This is a genomic window from Aliamphritea ceti, assembly GCF_024347215.1.
Lineage (GTDB): Bacteria > Pseudomonadota > Gammaproteobacteria > Pseudomonadales > Balneatricaceae > Amphritea > Amphritea ceti.
In genome coordinates, this window is sequence record NZ_AP025282.1 from 3960355 (window position 1) to 3982430 (window position 22076).

The 22076-nt window shown below is 47.6% G+C and carries 20 protein-coding genes; 5 read left to right on the forward strand and 15 right to left on the reverse strand.

The genetic code is table 11. The features are described from left to right. Nucleotides 1-25: 25 nt before the first annotated feature. Genes OCU49_RS18125 through OCU49_RS18135 form a run of 3 tightly spaced genes read right to left on the reverse strand, consistent with a single transcriptional unit; the run spans nt 26 to nt 2630 of the window. Nucleotides 26-916 (reverse strand): NAD(P)-dependent oxidoreductase, encoded by an 891-nt coding sequence (locus OCU49_RS18125; RefSeq protein WP_261841965.1) that lies wholly within the window; start codon nt 914-916, stop codon nt 26-28. A 24-nt stretch (nt 917-940) separates the two neighbouring features. Beyond that, the gene (locus tag OCU49_RS18130; protein WP_261841966.1) at nt 941-1678 is read right to left on the reverse strand and encodes a class II aldolase/adducin family protein; all 738 of its coding nucleotides are present in this window, start codon (nt 1676-1678) and stop codon (nt 941-943) included. A gap of 7 nt (nt 1679-1685) precedes the next feature. Beyond that, complete coding sequence (locus OCU49_RS18135) at nt 1686-2630, reverse strand: 2-hydroxyacid dehydrogenase (RefSeq protein ID WP_261841967.1); 945 nt, start codon at nt 2628-2630, stop codon at nt 1686-1688. Between the two features lie 309 nt (nt 2631-2939). Here OCU49_RS18135 and OCU49_RS18140 point away from each other — a divergent pair, with 309 nt between their 5' ends. The 3 genes from OCU49_RS18140 to OCU49_RS18150 all read left to right on the forward strand — a co-directional run bounded on the left by OCU49_RS18140 (nt 2940) and on the right by OCU49_RS18150 (nt 6915). Then, nucleotides 2940-3692 (forward strand): sulfite exporter TauE/SafE family protein, encoded by a 753-nt coding sequence (locus OCU49_RS18140; RefSeq protein WP_261841968.1) that lies wholly within the window; start codon nt 2940-2942, stop codon nt 3690-3692. A 328-nt stretch (nt 3693-4020) separates the two neighbouring features. Beyond that, nucleotides 4021-5589 (forward strand): trimethylamine methyltransferase family protein, encoded by a 1569-nt coding sequence (locus OCU49_RS18145; RefSeq protein ID WP_261841969.1) that lies wholly within the window; start codon nt 4021-4023, stop codon nt 5587-5589. A 342-nt stretch (nt 5590-5931) separates the two neighbouring features. Then, complete coding sequence (locus OCU49_RS18150) at nt 5932-6915, forward strand: GlxA family transcriptional regulator (protein ID WP_261841970.1); 984 nt, start codon at nt 5932-5934, stop codon at nt 6913-6915. A gap of 96 nt (nt 6916-7011) precedes the next feature. Here the strand turns inward: OCU49_RS18150 and OCU49_RS18155 are convergent, their stop codons facing one another. The 9 genes from OCU49_RS18155 to OCU49_RS18195 form a co-directional block, all read right to left on the reverse strand. After that, nucleotides 7012-7395: a 3D domain-containing protein gene (locus OCU49_RS18155; RefSeq protein ID WP_261841971.1), complete on the reverse strand. Its 384-nt coding sequence runs from the start codon at nt 7393-7395 to the stop codon at nt 7012-7014. Between the two features lie 223 nt (nt 7396-7618). Further along, entirely contained in the window at nt 7619-9715 is a 2097-nt protein-coding gene (locus OCU49_RS18160) for an ASKHA domain-containing protein (RefSeq protein ID WP_261841972.1), read from the reverse strand. Continuing rightward, nucleotides 9678-10577 (reverse strand): dihydropteroate synthase, encoded by a 900-nt coding sequence (locus OCU49_RS18165; protein WP_261841973.1) that lies wholly within the window; start codon nt 10575-10577, stop codon nt 9678-9680. The genes OCU49_RS18160 and OCU49_RS18165 overlap by 38 nt, the downstream gene beginning before the upstream one ends. Nucleotides 10578-10807: 230 nt before the next feature. After that, nucleotides 10808-11524, reverse strand: coding sequence for a DUF1638 domain-containing protein (locus tag OCU49_RS18170; protein ID WP_261841974.1), 717 nt, complete (start codon nt 11522-11524; stop codon nt 10808-10810). A 35-nt stretch (nt 11525-11559) separates the two neighbouring features. Further along, complete coding sequence (locus OCU49_RS18175; protein ID WP_261841975.1) at nt 11560-12267, reverse strand: cobalamin B12-binding domain-containing protein; 708 nt, start codon at nt 12265-12267, stop codon at nt 11560-11562. A 484-nt stretch (nt 12268-12751) separates the two neighbouring features. Then, nucleotides 12752-13462 (reverse strand): glutathione S-transferase family protein, encoded by a 711-nt coding sequence (locus OCU49_RS18180; RefSeq protein WP_261841976.1) that lies wholly within the window; start codon nt 13460-13462, stop codon nt 12752-12754. Nucleotides 13463-13575: 113 nt separating this feature from the next. Next, nucleotides 13576-14262: a hypothetical protein gene (locus tag OCU49_RS18185; protein ID WP_261841977.1), complete on the reverse strand. Its 687-nt coding sequence runs from the start codon at nt 14260-14262 to the stop codon at nt 13576-13578. Between the two features lie 39 nt (nt 14263-14301). Further along, a complete protein-coding gene (locus OCU49_RS18190) occupies nt 14302-16350 on the reverse strand; it encodes a hydantoinase/oxoprolinase N-terminal domain-containing protein (protein ID WP_261841978.1) in 2049 nt (682 codons plus the stop codon). Between the two features lie 162 nt (nt 16351-16512). Continuing rightward, nucleotides 16513-16827 (reverse strand): DUF1289 domain-containing protein, encoded by a 315-nt coding sequence (locus OCU49_RS18195; protein WP_261841979.1) that lies wholly within the window; start codon nt 16825-16827, stop codon nt 16513-16515. Between the two features lie 336 nt (nt 16828-17163). Here OCU49_RS18195 and OCU49_RS18200 point away from each other — a divergent pair, with 336 nt between their 5' ends. Next, nucleotides 17164-17559 (forward strand): MmcQ/YjbR family DNA-binding protein, encoded by a 396-nt coding sequence (locus tag OCU49_RS18200; protein WP_261845260.1) that lies wholly within the window; start codon nt 17164-17166, stop codon nt 17557-17559. A gap of 9 nt (nt 17560-17568) precedes the next feature. On the opposite strand, the gene OCU49_RS18205 is transcribed toward OCU49_RS18200, so the two are convergent. Further along, nucleotides 17569-18612 carry a GlxA family transcriptional regulator gene (locus tag OCU49_RS18205; protein ID WP_261841980.1) on the reverse strand — a complete coding sequence of 348 codons (1044 nt, stop codon included), beginning with the start codon at nt 18610-18612 and terminating at the stop codon, nt 17569-17571. A gap of 159 nt (nt 18613-18771) precedes the next feature. On the opposite strand from OCU49_RS18205, the gene OCU49_RS18210 reads away from it, so the two are divergent. Continuing rightward, nucleotides 18772-19650, forward strand: a complete 879-nt coding sequence (locus OCU49_RS18210; protein ID WP_261841981.1) for a LysR substrate-binding domain-containing protein — start codon at nt 18772-18774, stop codon at nt 19648-19650. 37 nt (nt 19651-19687) lie between these two features. On the opposite strand, the gene OCU49_RS18215 is transcribed toward OCU49_RS18210, so the two are convergent. Continuing rightward, complete coding sequence (locus OCU49_RS18215; RefSeq protein WP_261841982.1) at nt 19688-20452, reverse strand: creatininase; 765 nt, start codon at nt 20450-20452, stop codon at nt 19688-19690. A gap of 10 nt (nt 20453-20462) precedes the next feature. Further along, a complete protein-coding gene (locus OCU49_RS18220) occupies nt 20463-22049 on the reverse strand; it encodes a BCCT family transporter (protein ID WP_261841983.1) in 1587 nt (528 codons plus the stop codon). Nucleotides 22050-22076 lie beyond the last annotated feature (27 nt).

Genomic DNA, 22076 nt, shown 5'->3' on the forward strand with positions numbered 1-22076 from the left:
CAATTTGTGCCTGAGATTACCAAAATCAACGTAGAACTTGCCCTGTACGCTCTTCCAGCAAACGAACAACATTGAGATGCGGGACTTCAGGTCCATAAGCTTGTATCGCTTCCTGATAGGTTGCATATACTTTGTTAGCCAATTCCAGCTCAATATCCAAATGACTGCCCAGCTCAGTGATCAAACGCATATCTTTAGTCGCTAAGCCCAACGCAAAGGATTCGTCATAACTGCCGTCCAATACTTTAGGAATGTAGTTATCCACCACATAACTCTGTGCGCAGCTGTTACTCAAAACATCACTCAGGGTATGTAAATCGAGCCCCGCTTTTGCCCCCAGCATCAAGGCTTCACCAATCCCCTGAGCGACCAGATAGTTCAGATGCAGCTGGCTAAGCTTAGTGACATAGCCTGCACCGGAAGGCCCCATACGAACGGCTTTTTTTGTAATACTGCCGAGTAAATCCTCAAAAGGCTTTAAGACCTCATCCTCGACACCTAACAGCATCGTTAGCGTACCTGCTGCCGCGCCTTCACTGCCACCTGTCACAGGTGCATCAATCAGTGTCATCCCTTCAGGAGCCGCCGCGAGTACTTGCTGCCATTGCGCCAGTTCGTTAGTGCTGGTTTCAAACCAGGTACAACCTGATGACGCGTTCTCAAGAATGCCTTCTGCACCAAACGCAATCTGATTCACTTGTATAGCACTGGGCAGCGATGTAAATAAAACATCACACTCACCTGCCATCTGTGCAACTGAACCACCATCTAAGGCGCCGTTATCCGTCAGCAACTGCATAGCCGCACGATTCAGGTCGAGAACCTGCAAATCATAGTCATGCCAGCGACAGTGCTCCAACAGGTTAGCCGCCATGCCTGAGCCCATATTGCCCAAGCCGATGAAACCTATTTTCATAGCCAATTACCTGCGATAGCCGGTTTACTGTTTATAAGACGGATCGAGCCGGTCGCACTTACGCAGCAGTGCCGGCCATTCGTACTTACCCGGAGGGAATGCTTCATATTGCTTAGAAGCTTTCTCCCACAGCTCTGTTGGACCCGGATCAAGCTCATAGCCAGATGCTGTTGCCTGCAACGCCACTTCACATAAACGCACCAGATAATACATATTCATGAAGCACTCTCCGGCAGTCGCTCCCACCGTCAGGAAACCATGATTACGCATCACCAGACAGCTGTTATCCCCTAAGTTCTCAGCGATACGAAAACGCTCATCAGGATCGACCGACAGACCTTCCCAGTCATGGAAACCAACCTTGCCATACAGCATCGAGGAATCCTGTATCAGGAAGGGTAATTCCTTAAAAGCGGTTGCTGCACTCGCTGACTTCGGATGGGCATGGAAAACAAACCGGTTATCTTTATGACTGTCACTCAGATGCACAGCACCATGAATAATAAAGCCTGCAGTATTCACATCTTCCGGGCCTTCAAGCACCTTGCCCTCTTCATCGACCTTGATCAGATTAGATGCACTGACTTCGTCATAATAAAGACCAAACCTGTGCATATAAAAATGATGATCAGAACCAGGTACCCGGGCAGTAATATGATTCCAGATAGTGTCGTCCCAGCCAAAATAATGTGTCAGGCGGAACATCGCAGCCAGATCAATCCGAACCTGCTCCTGTTGCTGTTCTAATGTCAGTTCGCTCATAGTCATCTCACGTGTTATTTTTATTAGTGAATCGGTTTGGTGAATGCAGCGGAAACGGCCGCTCTCCCTGCTCAATCCGTTGGATATTGTCTACCACCAGTTTAGCCGCAGAGTGTGCGTAAGTTGCACCGGACATATGGGGTGTAATATGAATATCAGGATGCCGCCAGAGTGGCGAATCTGCCGGTAAAGGCTCAATACTGAAAGCATCCAGTACAACCTGGGATAAATGCCCGGTTTCCAGAGCTTCAACTACATCTGCTTCGACGAGTAACTCACCCCGACTGATATTGACCAGCACAGCACCTTTAGGTAACTGCGCCAGCAACTCCGCATCAATCATATAGCGGGTAGCAGTCGTTAAAGGCAGGCAATTAATCACTATATCTGCCTGAAACAACGCCGGTGATAATTCGTTACGGCTATAGCACTCCACACCGGAAAGTTCGGTTAAATTCCGATCCCATCCCAAGACGTTATAACCATTCTCAGACAAACGCTTTGCAACAGTTTTACCCACCATTCCCAGACCCAGTACCAGCACCGAAAACTCTTCGCTGGCACAAAGATTATGTCTTTCCCAGTGAGCTCTTTCCTGCTGTTCGGCATAATCACCAAAACGGCGATGAAAATGCAGCACCCAATAAAGTGCGTAGCGTGCCATGTCTTCCAGTACCTGAGGATCAACCAGGCGCATAACAGGTACATCAGGGATAGTCGAATCGGCATCCACAGCCTCAGTACCAGCGCCTAACAGATGAATCCCTTTAAGATTAGGATACTCAGCCAGATCTCCCGGCGGATGATCCCATACCAGTGCATATTCAATCTGCTGACGGCGGGCAGGCGTCATTTCTGCAAATAAATATATCTGCTGCTCCGGTAATAACTCAGCTAATGCAACCTGCCAGGACGCATTATCATAACCATGATTGTTCAGCAGAATTGCCATCATTTCTCCGTTTTCAGATTTAAACTGTAAGCTCTGATCAGCAGGCTCAACAGATTATGACTTCTATTCTCAGCACTCCGGCAAAGAAGTAAAACGAATAATACAGCTTATTAATATCGATTTTTTCGATACCAAAATAAGCTATAGCTATGCTTTTTCGATTTCACAAAACTGGTATTTACTTAAACAGGCACGTTATTATCAACCTGGATCGATGGCTTAAGCTGTTAAATAAACAACGGTTCAAACTGCTGATAAAACAGCACCGGCCACTACCACACAGACAACCAATATTCAGATTCCATAGCAATGCTTACTGATCCTCTGTTTTATTTTGCGGCTATTCCTGCAGTACTGATTGTGGGAGTTTCCAAAGGCGGTTTTGGCGGCTCTCTGGGAATGATTGCAGTCCCTCTGTTAACGCTTGTCGTTGCCTCTCCTGTTGCTGCTGCAATTATGCTGCCGATTCTGTTTGCTATGGATTTACAGGCACTGTGGCGCTTCCGGCAGCACTTCGATAAACGCAATCTGCAAATCCTGTTACCTGCCGCAACTATGGGCATAATAATAGGTGCGATGAGCTTTCAGCATCTGAGCGATAGCCACCTGAAGCTGATCATAGGAGCAACATCCCTGCTGTTCTGCCTGAATGCTCTGCTGCAGGAAATACGCAAGCGAACACCACCACCCCGTCAGCCCCATATTGGTCGAGGTGCGTTTTGGGGTACGCTCGCGGGATTCACCAGCTTCAGCATTCATGCCGGTGGGCCACCACTGAATTTTTACCTGCTTCCCCAACGGCTGAATAAAACAGTATTTGTCACCACCAGTATCATTTTTTTTGCCAGTGTTAACGGTATGAAACTGATTCCTTATTCCTTTCTCGGGCTATTCAACACGAGCCATTTACTGACTTCGCTCATACTGATGCCTCTGGCAATTGCTGGTGTCAGACTCGGCGCCAGATTACACAACGTACTCGACGCCACTATGTTCTACAGGCTGTGTTATATATTTCTGTTCTTAGTCGGTATGAAACTCACCCTGGATGCACTGTTCTGACATCCGGTACAAAAACGACATACACAGCTAATCTAGCTTAACCCCTACAAAAATCAGGCTTTTGCAAAGCTGTTTTTTTTCGTAAATGTGCTAATCCTGGTCGTCTACGGGATAGACAATGACGCGCTCAAACACGAGCATGTCGCGATCAGGTCAGCCCGAAATCTGACCTCAAACCATACTCCCGCTTAAGATATGAAATTTCTAGATAGCTGACATAACCCGCTTTAATGCGTCATTTAACGCCCTGAATAATCTTAGGTAATTAAACAGATGTAAGGCGTGTCAGCCCACGTTAGCCAGCATAATTCGAATTTGGAGTAAATACATGAGCGATTCAGAAGGCCCAGTTAAAGCACGTAAAAGTCGTCGTGGTGGAGGCCGTGCGGGTCGTCGTGCTGCAGGAAATACTCCGGCAGAGATCGTACCGTACATCACCCGTAACATTCCTTACTACGAAGTGCTTGATGAAGAAGGCCTGGCGCTGATCGAAGCCAACGCTGAAACTATTCTTGAAGAAGTCGGTATTGAATTCCGCGATGATGAAGAAGCGCTGCAGATCTGGCGTGATGCCGGTGCCAACGTTGAAGGTGAGCTGGTTAAGTTCCCTAAAGGCATGTGTCGCTCTATCATTCAGGCTTCTGCGCCAAGTGAATACACGCACCATGCGCGTAACCCTGCCCGCAACGTTGTTGTAGGTGGTAAGAACACTGCATTCGTTCCTGCTTACGGCTCTCCGTTCGTTTATGACATGGATAAAGGTCGTCGTTACGCGACTATCGAAGATTTCCAGAACTTTGTTAAGCTGGCCTACATGGCACCAAGCTTGCACCTTTCCGGCGGTACTATCTGTGAGCCTGTTGATCTGCCGGTAAACAAGCGCCACTTCGACATGCTGTACACGCACATGAAGTACTCTGATAAGCCATTCATGGGTTCTGTAACTGCTCCTGAGCGTGCTCAGGACAGTGTTGATATGTGTAAAATTCTTTTCGGTGACGATTTCTACGATGAAAACGGCAAACCGAAAACATGTATGACCAGCCTGATCAACGCTAACTCACCTATGACATTCGATGACACTATGCTGGGTGCGGCTAAAGTTTACGCCCGCAACAATCAGGCATGTGTAATTACTCCGTTCATCCTGGCCGGCGCAATGTCTCCGGTAACAGTTGCCGGTACTGCTGCTCAGACACTTGCTGAAGCAATGGCGGGTATGGCCTTTGTACAGCTCGTAGCACCAGGTGCTCCGGTTGTATTCGGTAGCTTTGCAAGCTCTATCTCTATGCAGTCTGGTGCACCTACCTTCGGTACGCCTGAGCCTGCTCTGGTACTTTACACAATGGCTAACCTGGCACGTCGTCTGGGTGTTCCATTCCGTTCCGGTGGTGGCTTCTGTGGTTCTAAGATCCCTGATGCTCAGGCAGCAAGTGAAGCTGCAAACACTCTGGTACCTACTACTCTGGCAGGTGTTAACTTCGCACTGCACACTGCTGGCTGGCTGGAAGGCGGCCTGGCAATGGGTTACGAGAAGTTCGTAATGGATGCAGACCAGGCTGGTATGATGTGCACCCTGCTGAAAGGTGTTGATCTGTCTGAAAACGGTCAGGCACTGGACGCTATCCGTGAAGTAGGTCCGGGTAACCACTTCCTGGGTTGCGCCCACACTCAGGCTAACTTCAAGACTGCTTTCTACCTGTCTCCGCTGACTGATAACAACAGCTTCGAGCAGTGGGAATCTGAAGGCTCCAAGACCATGGAACAGCGTGCGAATGCATACTGGAAGAAACAGCTGTCTGAATACCAGGCACCTGAAATCGATCCAGCCACTGACCAGGCACTGATTGAGTACATGGAACGCCGTAAGGCTGAATTCCCAGACTCAAACATCTAAACAACAGAGCTTATAGTCTGATACCAACGCCGCGCCGGTCACTGACCCGCGCGGCGTTTTTATAACTACTGGTTATAGCATCAATAAGCGACTAGTTTATCTATAGTTTTTCTCATGGCACCATCAAAAAGTCTTATCCGAAGAATGTCGTTTTTTGTTGCATCTGGACGCCAAACCATAGTTAACTTGCCTAAACGCGCCACCCCGTCGACAAGGGTGAAACAAAAGATAATACTAGCGCACCGCCTTCCCCAACCCACATACCAAATAAAACAAAATGTGGCTTTATAAGCCATACTGGGGAATAGCAACAATTTGACTTGTTCGGTTAGAGAGGCACGCATGACATCTGAACAATACCCCGACACACTGACTCGTTTCGGCTTCTTGTTGGTATCAAAATACTCCATGATCGCTATCAGTTCTGCGATTGAACCCCTACGTATGGCAAATCGTCTGCTGGGGAAAAACCTGTTCACCTGGACCATTATTACTGCCGACGGCAGCCCTGAACCTGCCAGTAATGATCTGATGCTGGCTGCTGACTGCGGTTTTAATAATATTCCAGAACTGGATATCGTTTTTGTTTGTTCAGGAGTCGACGTCAACGGTGTATTTAACGCCGATATTCAAAAAGTACTGCACAACCTTGCACGTAAAAAAGTCATCCTCGGTGGCCTCTGTACCGGCACATACCTGCTGGCACGATCGGGTCTGATGGAGGGTTACCGCGGCACGGTTCACTGGGAAAATATCGCCAGTATGCGCGAAGAATTCCAGCAGATGCAGATCAGTGATGAACTCTACGAAATAGACCGCGACCGTTTCACCTGCGCAGGTGGCAGTGCGCCTATGGACATGATGCTAAAGCTAATTGCCGACTCACAGGGCAGCAAGCTCTCAGCGAATATTTCAGAGCAATTCATGTGCGACCGTATCCGCGGCCGTCACGACAGACAACGCACACCACTGCAGGCGCACCTGGGTTCAGGTCAGCCTAAGCTGATCGAAGCTGTTACTCTGATGGAAGCCAACATTGAAGAACCAATGAGCGTCGATGAGTTGGCTAAGTTGGTAGGTATTTCCCGTCGTCAGTTAGAGCGCTTATTCCAGAAGCATCTGAATTGCGTACCAACCCGCTACTACATGGATTTGCGACTTAACTGCGCCCGCCGACTGCTATTGCAAACTGACAAATCGATTGTAGATGTGTCCCTTGCCTGCGGTTTCGTTTCGGCCCCGCATTTCAGTAAATGTTACCGCGACTTCTTCGGCATCCCACCACGTGGCGAGCGCCACCTGAAACAGGCCGGCAACAACAAGTAATTTAACTCAACGGACTTGAAACACCGGACAGGACGTCCGAAAACCTCTCTCTTCTCTCAATATAAACTTCCGACAATAATCTCTAAGCAAACATCCTTATTCGTCTTTCTCCCAGAATATCATCACTTTCCGCTTACCCCATTGCAGGGCTTTCTTCCTGTCTTTTCCCATATAAATATCAATCTTCTTCTCCCAGCGCTTATTCATTTTATCCAACACCAGATACTCACCTTCAAAGCCTTCAATTCTGACTTTGGTGTTATGCGTCAACCCTGCGGCTATTAAGTCCCTTGAAACAGCAATAGCTTTCATCCCCGGCTTTAATGTATCACCCCAGGCAGCCAGAGAAGGCGTGCTATCGGTTTCTCCAGGTGTTGACGTGTAAGCAGTCGCCTCAACCTCTAATGAGCTCTCACCGTTACTACAGCCGCTGAGGGTTAAAGATAGCAACCAGACAGAACAGACAAACAGAAATTTCATTGATTAACTCACCGTCGCGCTTACACACTGGATTATTTTAAATTAAAGCTGTCTATACGATATATCAGCTTTATAGAACGTCTCAAGAACGAACACACCTGAAAACAAAACATTGCAAAAAGCCATCACAGGAACAACTGACACGCTCAGCTTCTATAAGCTCCAGACAAAAAAACGCCGTCACAAAGGACGGCGTTTTCATTAGCAAACTAAACAATCAGAATCATTCAGTTTCTGCAGCCGGACGAGGCTTAGCCCGACGACGACCACGGGTACGCCCGCCTGCCGCCTGAGTATCAACCACTTTGCGCTCAGGTAAAGTCACAGCTTTACTCAGCTCAGCAAAGTCATCACTGCCGTGTGGTAAAGCCATCGCGGCAACGAAATGATCCTGGAATTTAGCTTCCAGTGCTGTTTCGATCTTCTCTACACGACGCAGTACCCGTTCGATTTCGTCACGCTTGAAGCGATCCAGTAGCGCAATACGCGCACCAGTGCCTGCAGCGTTACCGATCGGACCAACATTTTCCAGATCACAGTCAGGTATCAGACCCAGAATCATGGCGTACTTGACATCAATGTGGGAACCGAAAGCACCGGCCAGGCCGATCTTATCCACAGTTTTCACACCGAAGTGATCCATCAGCAACCGAATACCGGCATACAACGCAGCTTTCGCCAGCTGGATTGCCCGTACATCATTCTGAGTAATAGCCAGAGTCTTATCGCCTTCGTACAGCACATAAGAGAAGGTACGACCTTCAGGGATTACCCGTGATGACTTCTCAGCCATAGCTGGATCGACCACACCGTTAACGTCCAGAATACCTGCCAGGAACATCTCAGCGATAACTTCGATAATGCCAGAGCCACACACACCGGTTACACCGGTCTTGGCAACACTCTCAGCAAAACCTTCTTCATCAGACCAAAGTTCGCTACCGATAACCCGGAAACGCGGTTCCAGAGTCTCAGGATCAATACGTACACGCTCAATAGCACCCGAAGCAGCACGCTGGCCGCAACTGATTTGTGCACCCTCAAAGGCCGGACCGGTTGGGCTGGAAGCAGCCAGCAAGCGATCTTTATTGCCCAGGACGATTTCAGCGTTGGTACCAACGTCAACCAACAGAGTGACTTCATCGACCATATCCGGACGTTCAGCCAGAATAACGCCTGCTGTATCCGCACCGATATGCCCCGCAATACACGGCAGGATAAACGCCCGCGCCTGTGGATGCATCGCCAGATCCAGCTCTGCAGCCTTCAGAGAAACCGCCCAGTCAGTTGCCAGCGCGAATGGCGCAGAACCTAATGGTGTCGGATCAATACCTAGCAACAGGTGATGCATAATCGGGTTACAAACAATGGTGATTTCCAGCAAATCTTCTACCGGAACGCCTGCGCGTTTGGCAGCTTGCTCAGCCAGCTCAGACAAAGCTTCACGCACCACACGGCACATGTCTTTATCACCACCTTCGTTCATCATCACGTAAGAAACCCGGCTCATCAGATCTTCGCCAAAGCGGATCTGAGGGTTCATTACCGACGCAGAAGACACCACATCACCTGTGGTCATATCACACATATGTGCGGCAACAGTGGTGGAGCCAAGGTCGACAGCCAGGCCGTAAATTTTTTCTTTCTTGCCTTTCCAGACAGCGATAATATCCGCCATATCATCATCGTGGTGGTGAACCGCCACGGTAATTTCACGGGTATCGCTTTCCAGTGCCGGTTGCAGCTGCTGAATAACAGCCAGCTCGGCATTCGCATGAGGTACATCAAACAGCTCAAACAGGCCCTGCTGCAAACGGCGCAGATCAGAAGCAGGTTCGTGCATGTCTGGTGGAGTAACAGTCAGGGTATAAAGCTTCACTGCCGGATCGAGACGAATGTCGATGTTGGCGGCTTCTTTAACGATATGCTGTTGGTGCATCTGACTCTCAGATGGTACATCAATAACCATATCGCCAAGAATTTGTGCCGAACAACCCAGACGACGGCCTTTCAGCAACATCTTCTGGAACTTTCGTTTCTCGGTTTCAACCTGAGATGGCGGAGTGATATTTTCCGCCAAAGAAGAGATGCCGTGCTTAGAAAACTCACCGACACTCTGTTGAATCTGACAACGGCCGCAGATACCACGGCCGCCACAGCTTGACTCCAAATCAACCCCAAGCTGCTGAGCAGCCTGGAGAATTGAAGTCCCGGTAGGAAACTCGCCGCGTAGCCCGGTAGGGGTAAATACTACCGTAGCCATCTCAGCGGTCTTCTCTACATTAGGCACGGCGACGACGACCACCGGCACGACGACCACGACCTTCACCTTCAGCAGGTGCTTCGCGGAAGCGCTTAATCCAGTTTGCGCAATCCGGGTCACGACCCATCATTACGTCAGCACCCAAAGTAGAAGCAATGATCTCATCATGCATCGGGTTAGCAATCGCAGATGTCATACCCGCCTGGATAGCCATAGACAGGAATGCACCGTTAACACCGTTACGGTTAGGCAGACCAAAGCTGATGTTAGATGCACCACAAGTAGTGTTAACTTTCAGCTCTGTACGCAGACGGTGGATCAGTTTGAATACCTGAACGCCTGAAGAGTTGATTGCGCCAATAGGCATAACCAGCGGGTCAACAACAACGTCGCAAGCCGGGATGCCGTAATCAGCAGCACGCTCAACAATCTTCTTAGCTACTTCAAAACGTACGTTAGGATCCTGAGAGATACCTGTTTCGTCGTTAGAGATAGCAACAACAGCAGCACCGTGCTTCTTAACCAGCGGCAGTACACGTTCCATCTGCTCGTCTTCACCGGTTACAGAGTTAACCAGCGCTTTACCCTGATAAACGTTCAGACCTGCTTCCAGTGCTTCAACGATTGAAGAATCGATACACAGAGGCATGTCAGTGAAGCCCTGAATCAGCTGGATAACTTCAGCCAGGATACGCGGCTCATCAGCCAGAGGAATACCAGCGTTAACGTCAAGAATGTGTGCACCGGCAGCAATCTGAGCTTTCGCATCAGCTTCTACACGGCTGTAATCACCTTCTTTCATTTCAGCAGCCAGGATTTTACGACCGGTCGGGTTGATGCGCTCACCGATAATAGTGAACGGGCGCTCGAAACCGATGACGGCTTCTCGGGTAGCGGAACTGATAATAGTATCGGTCATCTTGCAAATATCTCCTGGGATAATTTGTTATACCGCCGGGTTCGGGCGCCTTGCCATCATTCGGCCCTGCGGTTATTTCTCAGCCACTTCGAGGTGGCAATAGTTCATAAACCGTACGCAGCAAATGGCATGCGTATCGGCAAATTCATCCGGCTAAATTGCCGTAACAGGCTTCCTCAGAAACCTGTCAGAATACTTTAGCTCAACGGGAAGATTTCCCGGAGCACAGGTCAGTCTTTCAGCTCTACCGCAATTCGCTGATTAAAGCTTAGCAACGCGTCACCTAAAACACCGGTACCGCCATAGAAATACTCATACTCAAGGCCGAGTTTTTCGGCAGCTTGCTGAGCCATCTCTTCCAACTGAGAATCTTTTGTCTGGGCAATATAGAGAAGTTTTTTATAATGTCCGAAATACACTGGCATTAACTCAGGCTTATTCTCCAGCCCCATACCGCGGATAATCAGACGATCAAAATGACGGGTCAGAAAATCAGTCAGATAAAAAGTACCTAACTCGTTTTCCTGAAACTGCTCAAAGATCTCACCGCCACTGAAGAACTCGTAGCAATGACTTCCCGGTACCCGTTCAACCTCTTCTGCTTCAAGCATGGCATCCAGCTGTCCGCCGGTTCCACAGTCACCATAAGCAACAAAGATTTGCTGATTTTTTGCCTTAGCAATATCAATCAGACTTTTAACTGCCCCGGTAATCTGCTCGGGGTAGTTATGCAGTTCCGCAGTAATACACTGTGGCTGCAAATGTTCCCAACCATTTGCCTTGGAAACCATGGTGATTTCTTTTAGCAAGGCGGAACAGGTAATAACAACTGCCGGTGCGTCAGGTAGTTTGGCATTGGTTTCAATAATTTTTTCGAGCTTCCCCGAAAAATCATCCAGCCTTTCGACGTTTCGCGCAGCCCTGCGACTTGTCCTTCTCGTCCGCATCGCAAAGCCCTCGGCAGTTTTTACTTCAGAGAGGTTTATGCAGCGCGTTTCGCAGCAATCATCTCTTTAGCCATATCAACAGCTACGGCTGCATCACGACAGTAACCACAAGCACCTACTGCATCGCCAAATTCCTGGTTCAGTGGCGCACCACCTACCAGTACGATGTAGTCATCACGGATACCCTTCTCTTTCATGGTATCGATAACAACTTTCATGTAAGGCATGGTTGTTGTCAGCAGTGCAGACATACCCAGGATATCTGGCTTATGTTCTTCCAGAGCAGCCAGGTAATCTTCAACCGGAATGTTGATTCCGATATCAATTACTTCAAGACCAGCACCTTCCATCATCATCGCTACCAGGTTCTTGCCGATATCGTGGATATCGCCTTTAACCGTACCGATAACCATTTTACCAACAGACTCAGCACCGGTTTCAGCCAGCAGTGGACGCAGGATAGCCATGCCGCCCTTCATTGCGTTAGCTGCAGACAGTACTTCAGGTACGAACAGGATGCCGTCACGGAAATCGATACCAACGATGGTCATACCGCCAACCAGCGCTTCATTCAGTACACGGTCAGGTGCCCAACCACGTGCCAGGAAGATTTCAGTTGCTTCAATAACTTCTTCTGCCAGGCCGTTGTACAAATCATCGTGACACTGTTCTACGAGCTCGTCATCGGGCAGCGTGGACAGATCAAGTTCTTCATCATCATACAAATCATCTACATCAGACATTCAGCTAACCCCAATAACATTAGTTTTTTAGTATTTATCAGACCCTCTGTGTGGCCTGAATTTATATTCAGCTTTATATCAACACTGAGCTTGGTGCTCTTGTGTTGTTTACCGCCCCGGTATTATTCATTTAAGGATAATACCCAGTCCTGATTCTGTAACATTTTCTGCGTAGCATCCTGACAAGAAAAACGCTTTTTCGTGTCATAAAACGACCTTCGCAAATATGCATGTGACTCAAACAGGCAAATTGGTCGGCAATATAAGGGCTAAGAGTAGGTTCAGAGTTGTATAGCTGCTAATATTTTCGCGACACAAAGTTACTGGAAAGCGACACAAAAAGTCGCACCCATTTTTGCGCAAAAAATGCACGACATAAAGCAGCGTGAAAGCGACACTTTATGATCTACAACCGACTCACTAAAACTTACTCCTACCCTATACAAACGTCTGTTTTTCTCAGTCTTTTTCGCTTTTGTACTAATTATCCAACCACCATTGCCGGTGGCAGATCCGGTGGATCGGGGTAACGCAGCAAGCCTCCGAAAACAGACTGATCGGCAATACTGCGGGACACAGCGGGAAATTGTTCCATACGGATCAGAAAGTCATTCAGCGCAGGCAAACTCAGTAAATCCTCTGCTGCAATAGCCTGCCCCTGTGGATATAGCGCAGCCCAGCGTGCCAACGCGGCCAGATAAAAATCACAGACTGACAACTCTTCACCCAGTAACCAGCCATCAGGGGAATGTTTATGTAACTGCTCATCAAGCAGTTTGAAATGACCTAACACCCGCGCTCTGACTTTCGTCAAAAACACTTCAGGCTCACTGTCATCAGGGCGGTAACGGTCGGAATAGAATTGAATACGCAAATCAGCATGCAATGTATTAGAAAGATAAAACAACCATTGCAAACAACGGGAATAAGCAACGGAGTCATCGCTGGCAGGTACTAACTGGCCATACTTTTGCCCCAGATATAAAGCAATGGCAGCGGTTTCAAATACCGCGTGCTCACCATCCACCAGCGTTGGAATCAGACCCTGAGGATTAAGTCGCAAATAGGTTTCTGTACGATGCTCCCCCTGCCCACGGTTTAGCCAGCAAAGCTCATAGGATGCATCCAGCTGCTCAAGAATCATCTGAACAACAAGATTCGCGCTATCCGGCGCGCTGTATACTTGATAACTCATCACTGCCCTTCCTCCCTAAAACACCAGTATTCACTGCAGAATACGTTCTGGTTATCAGAGCATCTGTTCCCGATGCGAATTAAGAGATAGTCAGTTGCGACCTGTACCGTTACTCAGTCAGTATTCACCCGCACAAAGACTTCTGTATGAAAGGCGGCCTGAGCCGGAGGATATAAAAACTCCCGGCCAACCGGACAGGCTCTGCGCGCAGCACAGCCTAAATGATTACAGGGATAGTCCGGTTCGCGGGCAAGAAACTCCGCACAGGTTTTATAGAGATATTCGCTGCCGGTAAATGCGTTTACAGGGCAGGCTGATAAACAGGGCTGATCTGTGCAACTCACGCAGTCAGAATCTGCTGAGCTGTCAGCAGGCAGGGCTAAATGTTCTTTATCTGCATTTGTAAGCAAGGCAAAGCGATACGCATGCCACAGGCCATAACGTGGATGCAGAGCCATACCCAGCGGTGAACTGTGACAAGCTCTGGCACGTTGAGCCCAGGTCACGAACGGCCAGTGCGGCGGTCCGCCAAAAGGAAATAACGGTGTAACACCGAAACGTTCTGTCAGCTTTTCGGCAACCCGCTGACTCCAGCGATCCAGCGGATTATCGTTACCATCAGCATATTCAGCAGAGGCGCTGAAAACAGGCCACATATCCGGTCCGGCATTCCCCACAAGCAACAATAGCCGCGCGGTATCACCTCCCGGTAATGCAGGAAGCCGATCCTCTTCATCGACCTCCAGTACACCCAGTATTTTTAATCCCAGTTCAGCAATCTGTTGTTGCAGATCTGACATACGCACCTCCATCGTCGGAGCCTGACGCTCCGAATGAATTTACGCGCTGCAAGCCTCCGAACTTTCCGGCAGGTCCAGTACGTTACAATCAGGGCGGCCACTGGCTGTTGCTGTAATTTCACAGTCCAGGAACAGTTCACCGTCGATATCATGTTTAATATGGTTATCACTACGGCTTATCGATATTTCGATCGACTCAGCACCGGCTTCCTGTGCCTGTCTGGTCGCCAACTCAGTTACCAACTCTTCACCACAGCTAATCGCTTTTTCCAGATCACTGAAACGCTTAGGTTCACCCTGGTGATACAGACAAAACACACCGAAAGTTGGCTGCGAAATAGTCACATGAGCGCGCTGTACGACAGAACCCATAACAGCCCCTACAGCATTGGCAACATCACCATGCTCAGGCAGGTGCAGATCCAAACCAATTTGCTTCGCCACGCTTGGATAATAGCTGGCAGCAGGTGCACCTACGGCAACCAGTGGATAACCGCTGGCAAAATCTACCTTAAATAATGGATTGCTGGACTCTTCTTTATTACCGTCCAGTACCAGATCAGCCAGTAAGCCGGCCATACTTTTCGCCTTATGAGCACTCATCTTGCCTGTCTGATGTAAACCAGACTCAATCAGAACATGGCTGATCTTCTTAATAACAAGCTCGTAAACCTCCTGACACGGCGATACCGCATCACCCGGCGGCCAGGTTCCCATGCCATACAGATTACGTAACTGGTTTGCCCAGATTTTCGCTGCTATTTCGGCAGTTTCTTTACACCAGTGGTCACTAAGCCCTAATACGTGAGAGGCATCTGAAGGCGTAAACCCACTGTATATAGCCAAACCTGCACGCTGTAGCCGTGCTAACGCCCGCGCCAAATGTCGGTTTTCCTCAACAGCCTTATCCAGCTCAATTGGCCCTTCACCTAAACGTTCCCAGGCATAGGCTTCGTCCGGTGTCAGGTTAGCCAACATTTCTTCATTACTTTCCAAACGCATAACAAAACGGTTGTTACGGGCATTTGGGTACGCATTAAGCTGATGCTGCAGGCGCTCTTTTACCCAGGGATATTGTTTACCCAGCAAACACATAGGCACAACCCGGCGCGGCCCTATCGCAAAACCTTCGCTGGTGCTGAACGCCACTTCACTGTCGCCCCCCAAACCGATCGCATAAATACGTACCGCTTCAACCATTGGCTGCCAGTCACCAACACGGGCGCCATCTGAACAAAGTTCAGGCTTACCATCAGTGACAATTGCGATATCAGTGGTTGTGCCACCCATGTCAGCAACTACGGCATTCTTCAGGCCACTCAGCGCGCAAGCACCTACAACACTCGCCGCAGGGCCAGACAAGACTGTCGCTACCGGCTGCTGCAGAGCAGTTTGCGTATTCACCAGTGAACCGTCACCCTTAACGATCATCAGTGGTGCATCAATTTTATGTTCGCCGACGATCTGTTTCAGCGCGTTAATCAGCTTCTGAATGTAAGGAACCATTCTGGCATTCAGTACCGCCGTCAATGCACGCTGAGGCGCCCCCAGGCTACTGGCCAGTTCATGACCACACGCCACAGGTTTGCCAGAAAGCTCATTTACTAATTCACGTAATTGAATTTCATGGCTGGCGTTACGGGTACCAAACATACTGGAAATAGCAAACGCGGATACTTTATCTTTCTGCGCCAGAATAAAGTTACGGGCAGCTTCAAGATCCAGTGGCTCAGCTTCATCACCCGTTGCTCCATGACCGCCCGCCATAACCAGCGCGGCATCATCACTAACCATATCCAGCAGGCCACTTTTAGTCACCTGGCTCGGGGTATAGCCCGGCAACATGACGCATACAGGTGCACCATGCCCTTCCACTACAGAGTTAGTAGTTAACGTTGTCGACAACGCTATCAGGGTAACGTCGGTCAGATATTCTTTCGGTAATCCCGATAAAGCATTACCAATACCAATGGTCAGATCATGACGTGTAGTAAGGCTCTTAAAAGTCGCCACAATCTTATTTTGATCATTCATGATGACCGCATCGGTATAAGTACCACCGGTATCAATACCCAAACGAAACGCCATAGTTTACCCCTGAAAAAATAATGCATCCGCAGCATCACACAGCCCGGTCAACCGGGTTATACAATGCAGGAATTCAAGCAAAACGGATTTAATGCAGTGATGCCCTGGCACGCATCACCGACAAAGAAAATATCGTGGCTCTTAAAATGTAAAAGTTAAAACTTATACTTTTAAACGACGATTTCGACCACGACGAGCGCTGGCACCGCCGCCGGCAGCACGCTCAGCCTTACGGCGCTCAAGCAGCTCCGATACACGGCCTTTCAGCTCAACACCAAGATCTGTCTTAGTAGCCGCATCAAACATCTGCCAGTCATCAATTTCAACTTGTGTACGACCACAGCCAAAACACCAGCCGGTATTGCCATCGGCAACACACACGCCCATGCAGGGAGTCATTTCAGCCTCAGCAATTAACTGCTCGTCGGATTTCAGTTCGCCATCGGATTCGGCGATCATTGACTCATCGATTTTCATTATAATTATCTCTTGTAGCACAGCATTAAAACGGCAATAGGCCATAGAACTTATCAGCAGGTGTTAACCGGCTCACAGGCTTCTAGATACCTCAATAATAATAGCAAAGCAAGACAGCATTATGCGGGTGTCGCTTAAGCGTTTAGAGAGGTCACAAAAAGCAAAGAAAATACCCTGAAAGGCCCTGCTCACATAAGGGAAATACGGCAAATACAACTAACTATCCGACAACCGCTCTTGCCGCTAAAAACAATCATCTTTTGCCTGTTAACGGCAATCTGTTCAACGGACACATCTATACGTTAGTATTTAGCTAACAAAAGGAGCACCAGCATGATGGACTACAAAACAACCCGCGACTATCTGCTCAGCCGCCCGGAAGCAGAAGAAGATTTCCCGTTCACCCCTGACGTAGCAGTGTTCAAAGTATGCGGCAAGATGTATGCAACGCTATCGATGGATAAAGCTGATGACGGCTCTCCTGCTCCGCATATGAATCTGAAGTGCGATCCTCAGGAAGCCCAGATGTTGCGAGATATTTTCACTGCAGTAAAAGCCGGTTATCACATGAATAAACGCCACTGGAATACTGTAATACTTGACGGTTCAGTTCCCGCTGGTGAAGTGCAGCGCATGGTAGACCGTTCTTACGGGTTGGTTCTGAAAGGCATGACCCGCAAACAGCGGCTGCCGCTGGAACTCAAATACAGCCCGGAAGAACTGTATCGTTGAAACGGCTCATTAAGCCTTTCGGTGTAATTGTTGCTCACGAAAGTCTGTAGGCGCTAAGCCGAAGAAATTTTTAAAACAGTTACTGAAATGACTGGAAGACACGAAACCGCAGGCAACTGCAATATCAGTCACTGATATACGGCTTTGTAATAGTAAGTCTCTGGCATATCTGATGCGTAACTGCAGATAATAACGCGACGGCGGCACATCCAGATGCTGCTGAAATAAGCGTTCAACCTGTCTTCGGGAAAGGTCTGACAAACTGGCGAGTTCCTCAATACTCAAAGGCTCCTCAATATTGCCATTCATTAGCTGAATAACAGTTTGCAAATGTTCAGGCAAACTTGTGTTTTGCGCAGACATCGCAACCGCATTACTTCCTGTCAAATCAGTTCTTACTGCAAAACGATCGCAACTAAGTATTTCTTCGACAGCCCGGGTTATAGCACTACCTTGTAAACACGTGACTAACTGCATCATCATATCCAGTGCACTTGAAGCGCCCGCGCAGGTAAGGAAGTTGCTGTCTATCTGATAACTCTTATCTGTTAAATTTAAGAGCGGACATTGCTCCCTTAACAAAGCATGATTATCAGGGTGCAGACTAAAAGCAATATCGGCCAACACACCCGCATACGCCAAACTGATCGCCCCATTCCAGATACCTCCTAACACCACTCCCTGAGTATGAGCTCGGCGCAATAACAACGACAAACGATGCTCTTCAGCCAAAGAACAGCGAAAGCCTCCGCAAACAATCAGAATATCGGGGAAATTGTTAGCTATATTTTGTATGTTCCCTGCTGTACTTATTTCAATACCAAGATCACTGACAACCTTATCTTGATACAGCCCAAAACTTGTTATTTGGTAGTGTTCAGCATCGGCCTGGTGGACAAGATTAGCCGTTACTAAAACATCACACGCTGCAGTAAATGCCATCAAACTGAAGTGTTCCAATAAGATAAAACCAACATTCACAGGTTTAGAAACTGATCTCAAACCAGCACTCGAACTCAGCCCTTTTGCAGTACCATTGTGTTTAATTTCCATACATCACCCCTGCTATTTCAAGCAGTATCTGAATCAACAAGCATTTACAAAACAAATATTAATATAGATATCATTTGATATAATTATTCGCATATATCTCTTAGCCTTTCAGCAACAGACTATGGGATTGCCTTCAACAAACACGCCAGGAATTATTAAATGAAAAACCTTCCCATGGATCTCCTGCGCACATTCACTACTATTAATGATCTGGGCGGTTTTACTCAGGCTGGAGACTTACTAGGCCGCTCACAACCTGCCATTAGCCTGCAAATAAAGCGCCTCGAGGAAATGCTCGAAGTTACGTTATTCAACCGCGTTGGAGGCCTTAAACTCACTGAAGAAGGCGCCATCCTATACAGCTATGCGCGTAAAATTCTCGAGATGAATGACACGGCTTGTTCACGCCTTTCCGCACCGGCTCTAAGTGGCTCAGTCCGGCTAGGTACTCCCAATGACTTTGAAGTATCTTTTCTGCCGGTGTTGTTATCAAACTTCTCCCGTGCGTACCCTGATGTCACATTAGATGTTCATTCCGATGTCAGTATTAACTTAAGAAACGCTTATAAAAAAGGTACCTTCGACTTTGTCATGACTATGGATGAATACCCAAATCATGACTTCAGTGACGGCGACTATATTGTTGAACCACTTTCCTGGGCAATCGGGCCTACCTTCAGCTTGCCAAATAACCAACCGCTACCTTTAGTTTTGTATCCACAAGGCTGTATTTACCGCCAACACATTACCCAGGCACTAAACGATGCCAACATTCCCTGGCGAGTGCTCTATTGTTCATCCAGTTTATTGGGAATTAAATCTGCTATTGAAGCAGGCCTTGGAATAAGTGCTTTGTCTTTAAACACCATGCCCAAAAATTTAATCGCAGAGCAAACAGACGGAAACTTACCTGAACTAGGTAAAGTAACGATTGGATTTAACTATGAAAAAAGTAGTTTATCTCCAGCCGCAGAACTGTTGCTAAAACACTTAAAACGCGGGCTGATTCAAAACAAAGAATTTTCTGACTCTATGTAATCAGGTGCCTTCATATTGAAGGCACCCGCAGTTAGCTTTACTTGAAACGTTCCTTGATGCCCGTTGCTATACCCTCAATGCAGACCTGAAACAACAATTCACCGTATTCAACAGTCGCCTTTTTTGCTGAAGACAATGTACCGCTTTCCGGCACCCAACTTTGATCAGCAGGGAATACGTCATAAGGAGGAAACGTCGCCGGTTGATGATCAATTACTTTTTCCATATCAACCAATTCGGGATGTAAATACAGCATTAATGAGGTTTCCAAAACCCCTCCATGCTCAACATCCCAGCCAGTAAATCCATCCGGGAAAACAGTTTTGATCGTATCATCAGTCACAAAATCCCAGTATGACAACAAGATAACCTCAGCATGAATATCATCAATACGAAGTTTCTCTAACGCCAGCTCGATACCTTCAACCACAAACATTGAGTTTTCGTAATGCCCGTTAACCAACACAAACTTTCGGTTTCCGTGCCGGGCATAAGCAACAACAACATCCTTAATAGTATCAATAAGAGTTTTACCGCTAATGCAGGTAGTACCTGGGAAAAAGTTGCCTCCACCTGACTTCACTTGTGACTTATAACCATAAGAAATAGGATGAGCGACTAAAACATTATCGAAAGCCTTCGCTACCCCCTCTGAGATCGCTTGCGGAATAAGCACATCAGGATTCATGGACATATGCGGACCATGCTGTTCAATTGCACCTATAGGTAACATAATGACAGCGCTTCCATCTGAGACTTTCTTCTCATATGTTTGCCAGTCCATATCTTCTAATCTAACCATGTCTAACTCCTTAAGATGTAGAAACAGAAGCTTTCATCTGTATTAATTTAGATTCTTCCCTGACACCTTTAGCCAGTGCAACACACATCAAAACCATGATGAAAGAAAAAGGCAGTGCCGCTGTAATTGAGGCCGTCTGAAGGGTACTTAGCGCCGCATTACCACCTGCAACTAATAGCACCGCAGCAGTCGCTCCCTGAATCACACCCCAGAAAATACGATGCCGCTTTAAAGGATGTTCATCGCCTTCGCTCATGATAGTTGTCAGTACTAAAGTTCCTGAGTCAGAAGACGTAATAAAGTATGTAGATACTAATAAAGTACCGGCAATTGTTGCTATATAGCCAACAATACCTACATCCATACCATTAATTGTTGCATACAAAGCATCGGCAACATTCGCTTTTACCGTCTCAGTAATAGTGCCTGCAGTGTTTAAATCTATATTCAGAGCTGTTCCGCCGTAAGCTACCAACCATACAAAAGACAGTAACGAGGAAACCCCCACTACACCAAAGATAAACTCACGAATAGTACGACCTTTAGATACACGTGCGATAAACACACCAACAAAAGGCGCCCAAGACATCCACCAGCCCCAGTAAAATACCGTCCACCAGCCCTGCCACATGTTCTTCCAGCTGGCATCAGCATCGCCCCAAGACTGGGTTTGCGGCTCAATAAAGGCATTCATCGGTACCAGATTAACCATATAGTCCACGGTTGCGCTGACAAGTAATTTAACGATATATACGGTTGGGCCCAACAGCAGAAAAAACAATAACAAAATAATGGTTAACCACATATTGGACATTGAAAGGTACTTAATACCCCGCTTCAAACCAGTCAGTACTGAAATAAGTGCACAAATACTGATAACAACGATCAAAACCAGCTGAACAAACAGGGTTTGTGGAATATCCCAGATAGCATTTAAACCTGCGTTGATCTGCTGTACCCCTAACCCCAAAGAAGTAGCAATCCCGAATAGTGTTGCGAAAATAGCGATAACATCAACAGTGACGCCTATCCAGCCATTTACCTTTTCACCCAACAATGGGTATAAGGTATAGCGAATACTTAAGGGTTTTTTAAGTCGATAAGCGACAAACGCCAGAGAAATGCCAACTACACAATATATAGCCCAGGCATTTAACCCCCAGTGAAAAAACGTCACTTTCATGGCCTCTTCGGCAGCAACCTCATTACTGACAGCCTCAGAGAAAGGAGTACCGCTTGAAAAATGGAAAATAGGTTCGGCTATAGACCAGAATATAATGCCAATTCCCTGACCTGCGGCATATAGCATCGCAAACCAGGCAAAGTAGCTGAATTCAGGACGGTCATTATCGTCACCCAAACGTATCTTGCCGTGTTCACTGAATGCCAACCAGGCACAAAAGATCAGGAAAAACGCGGCTAAACCGACGTACCAGGCATTTGCAGACAGAGTGATAAATGTGCGGGTTTCGTCAATGAGGGCTGTAGAGTGTTCAGGAAATGTGATCGTATACAAGGTGAAGGCAGCTATTAAAGCCAATGAGATAAAGACTATATAAGGGTTGATCCCCTTTATCAGTCCATTCTTAATAATCATACATACAACCTCAGGGAGTGTGCTCCC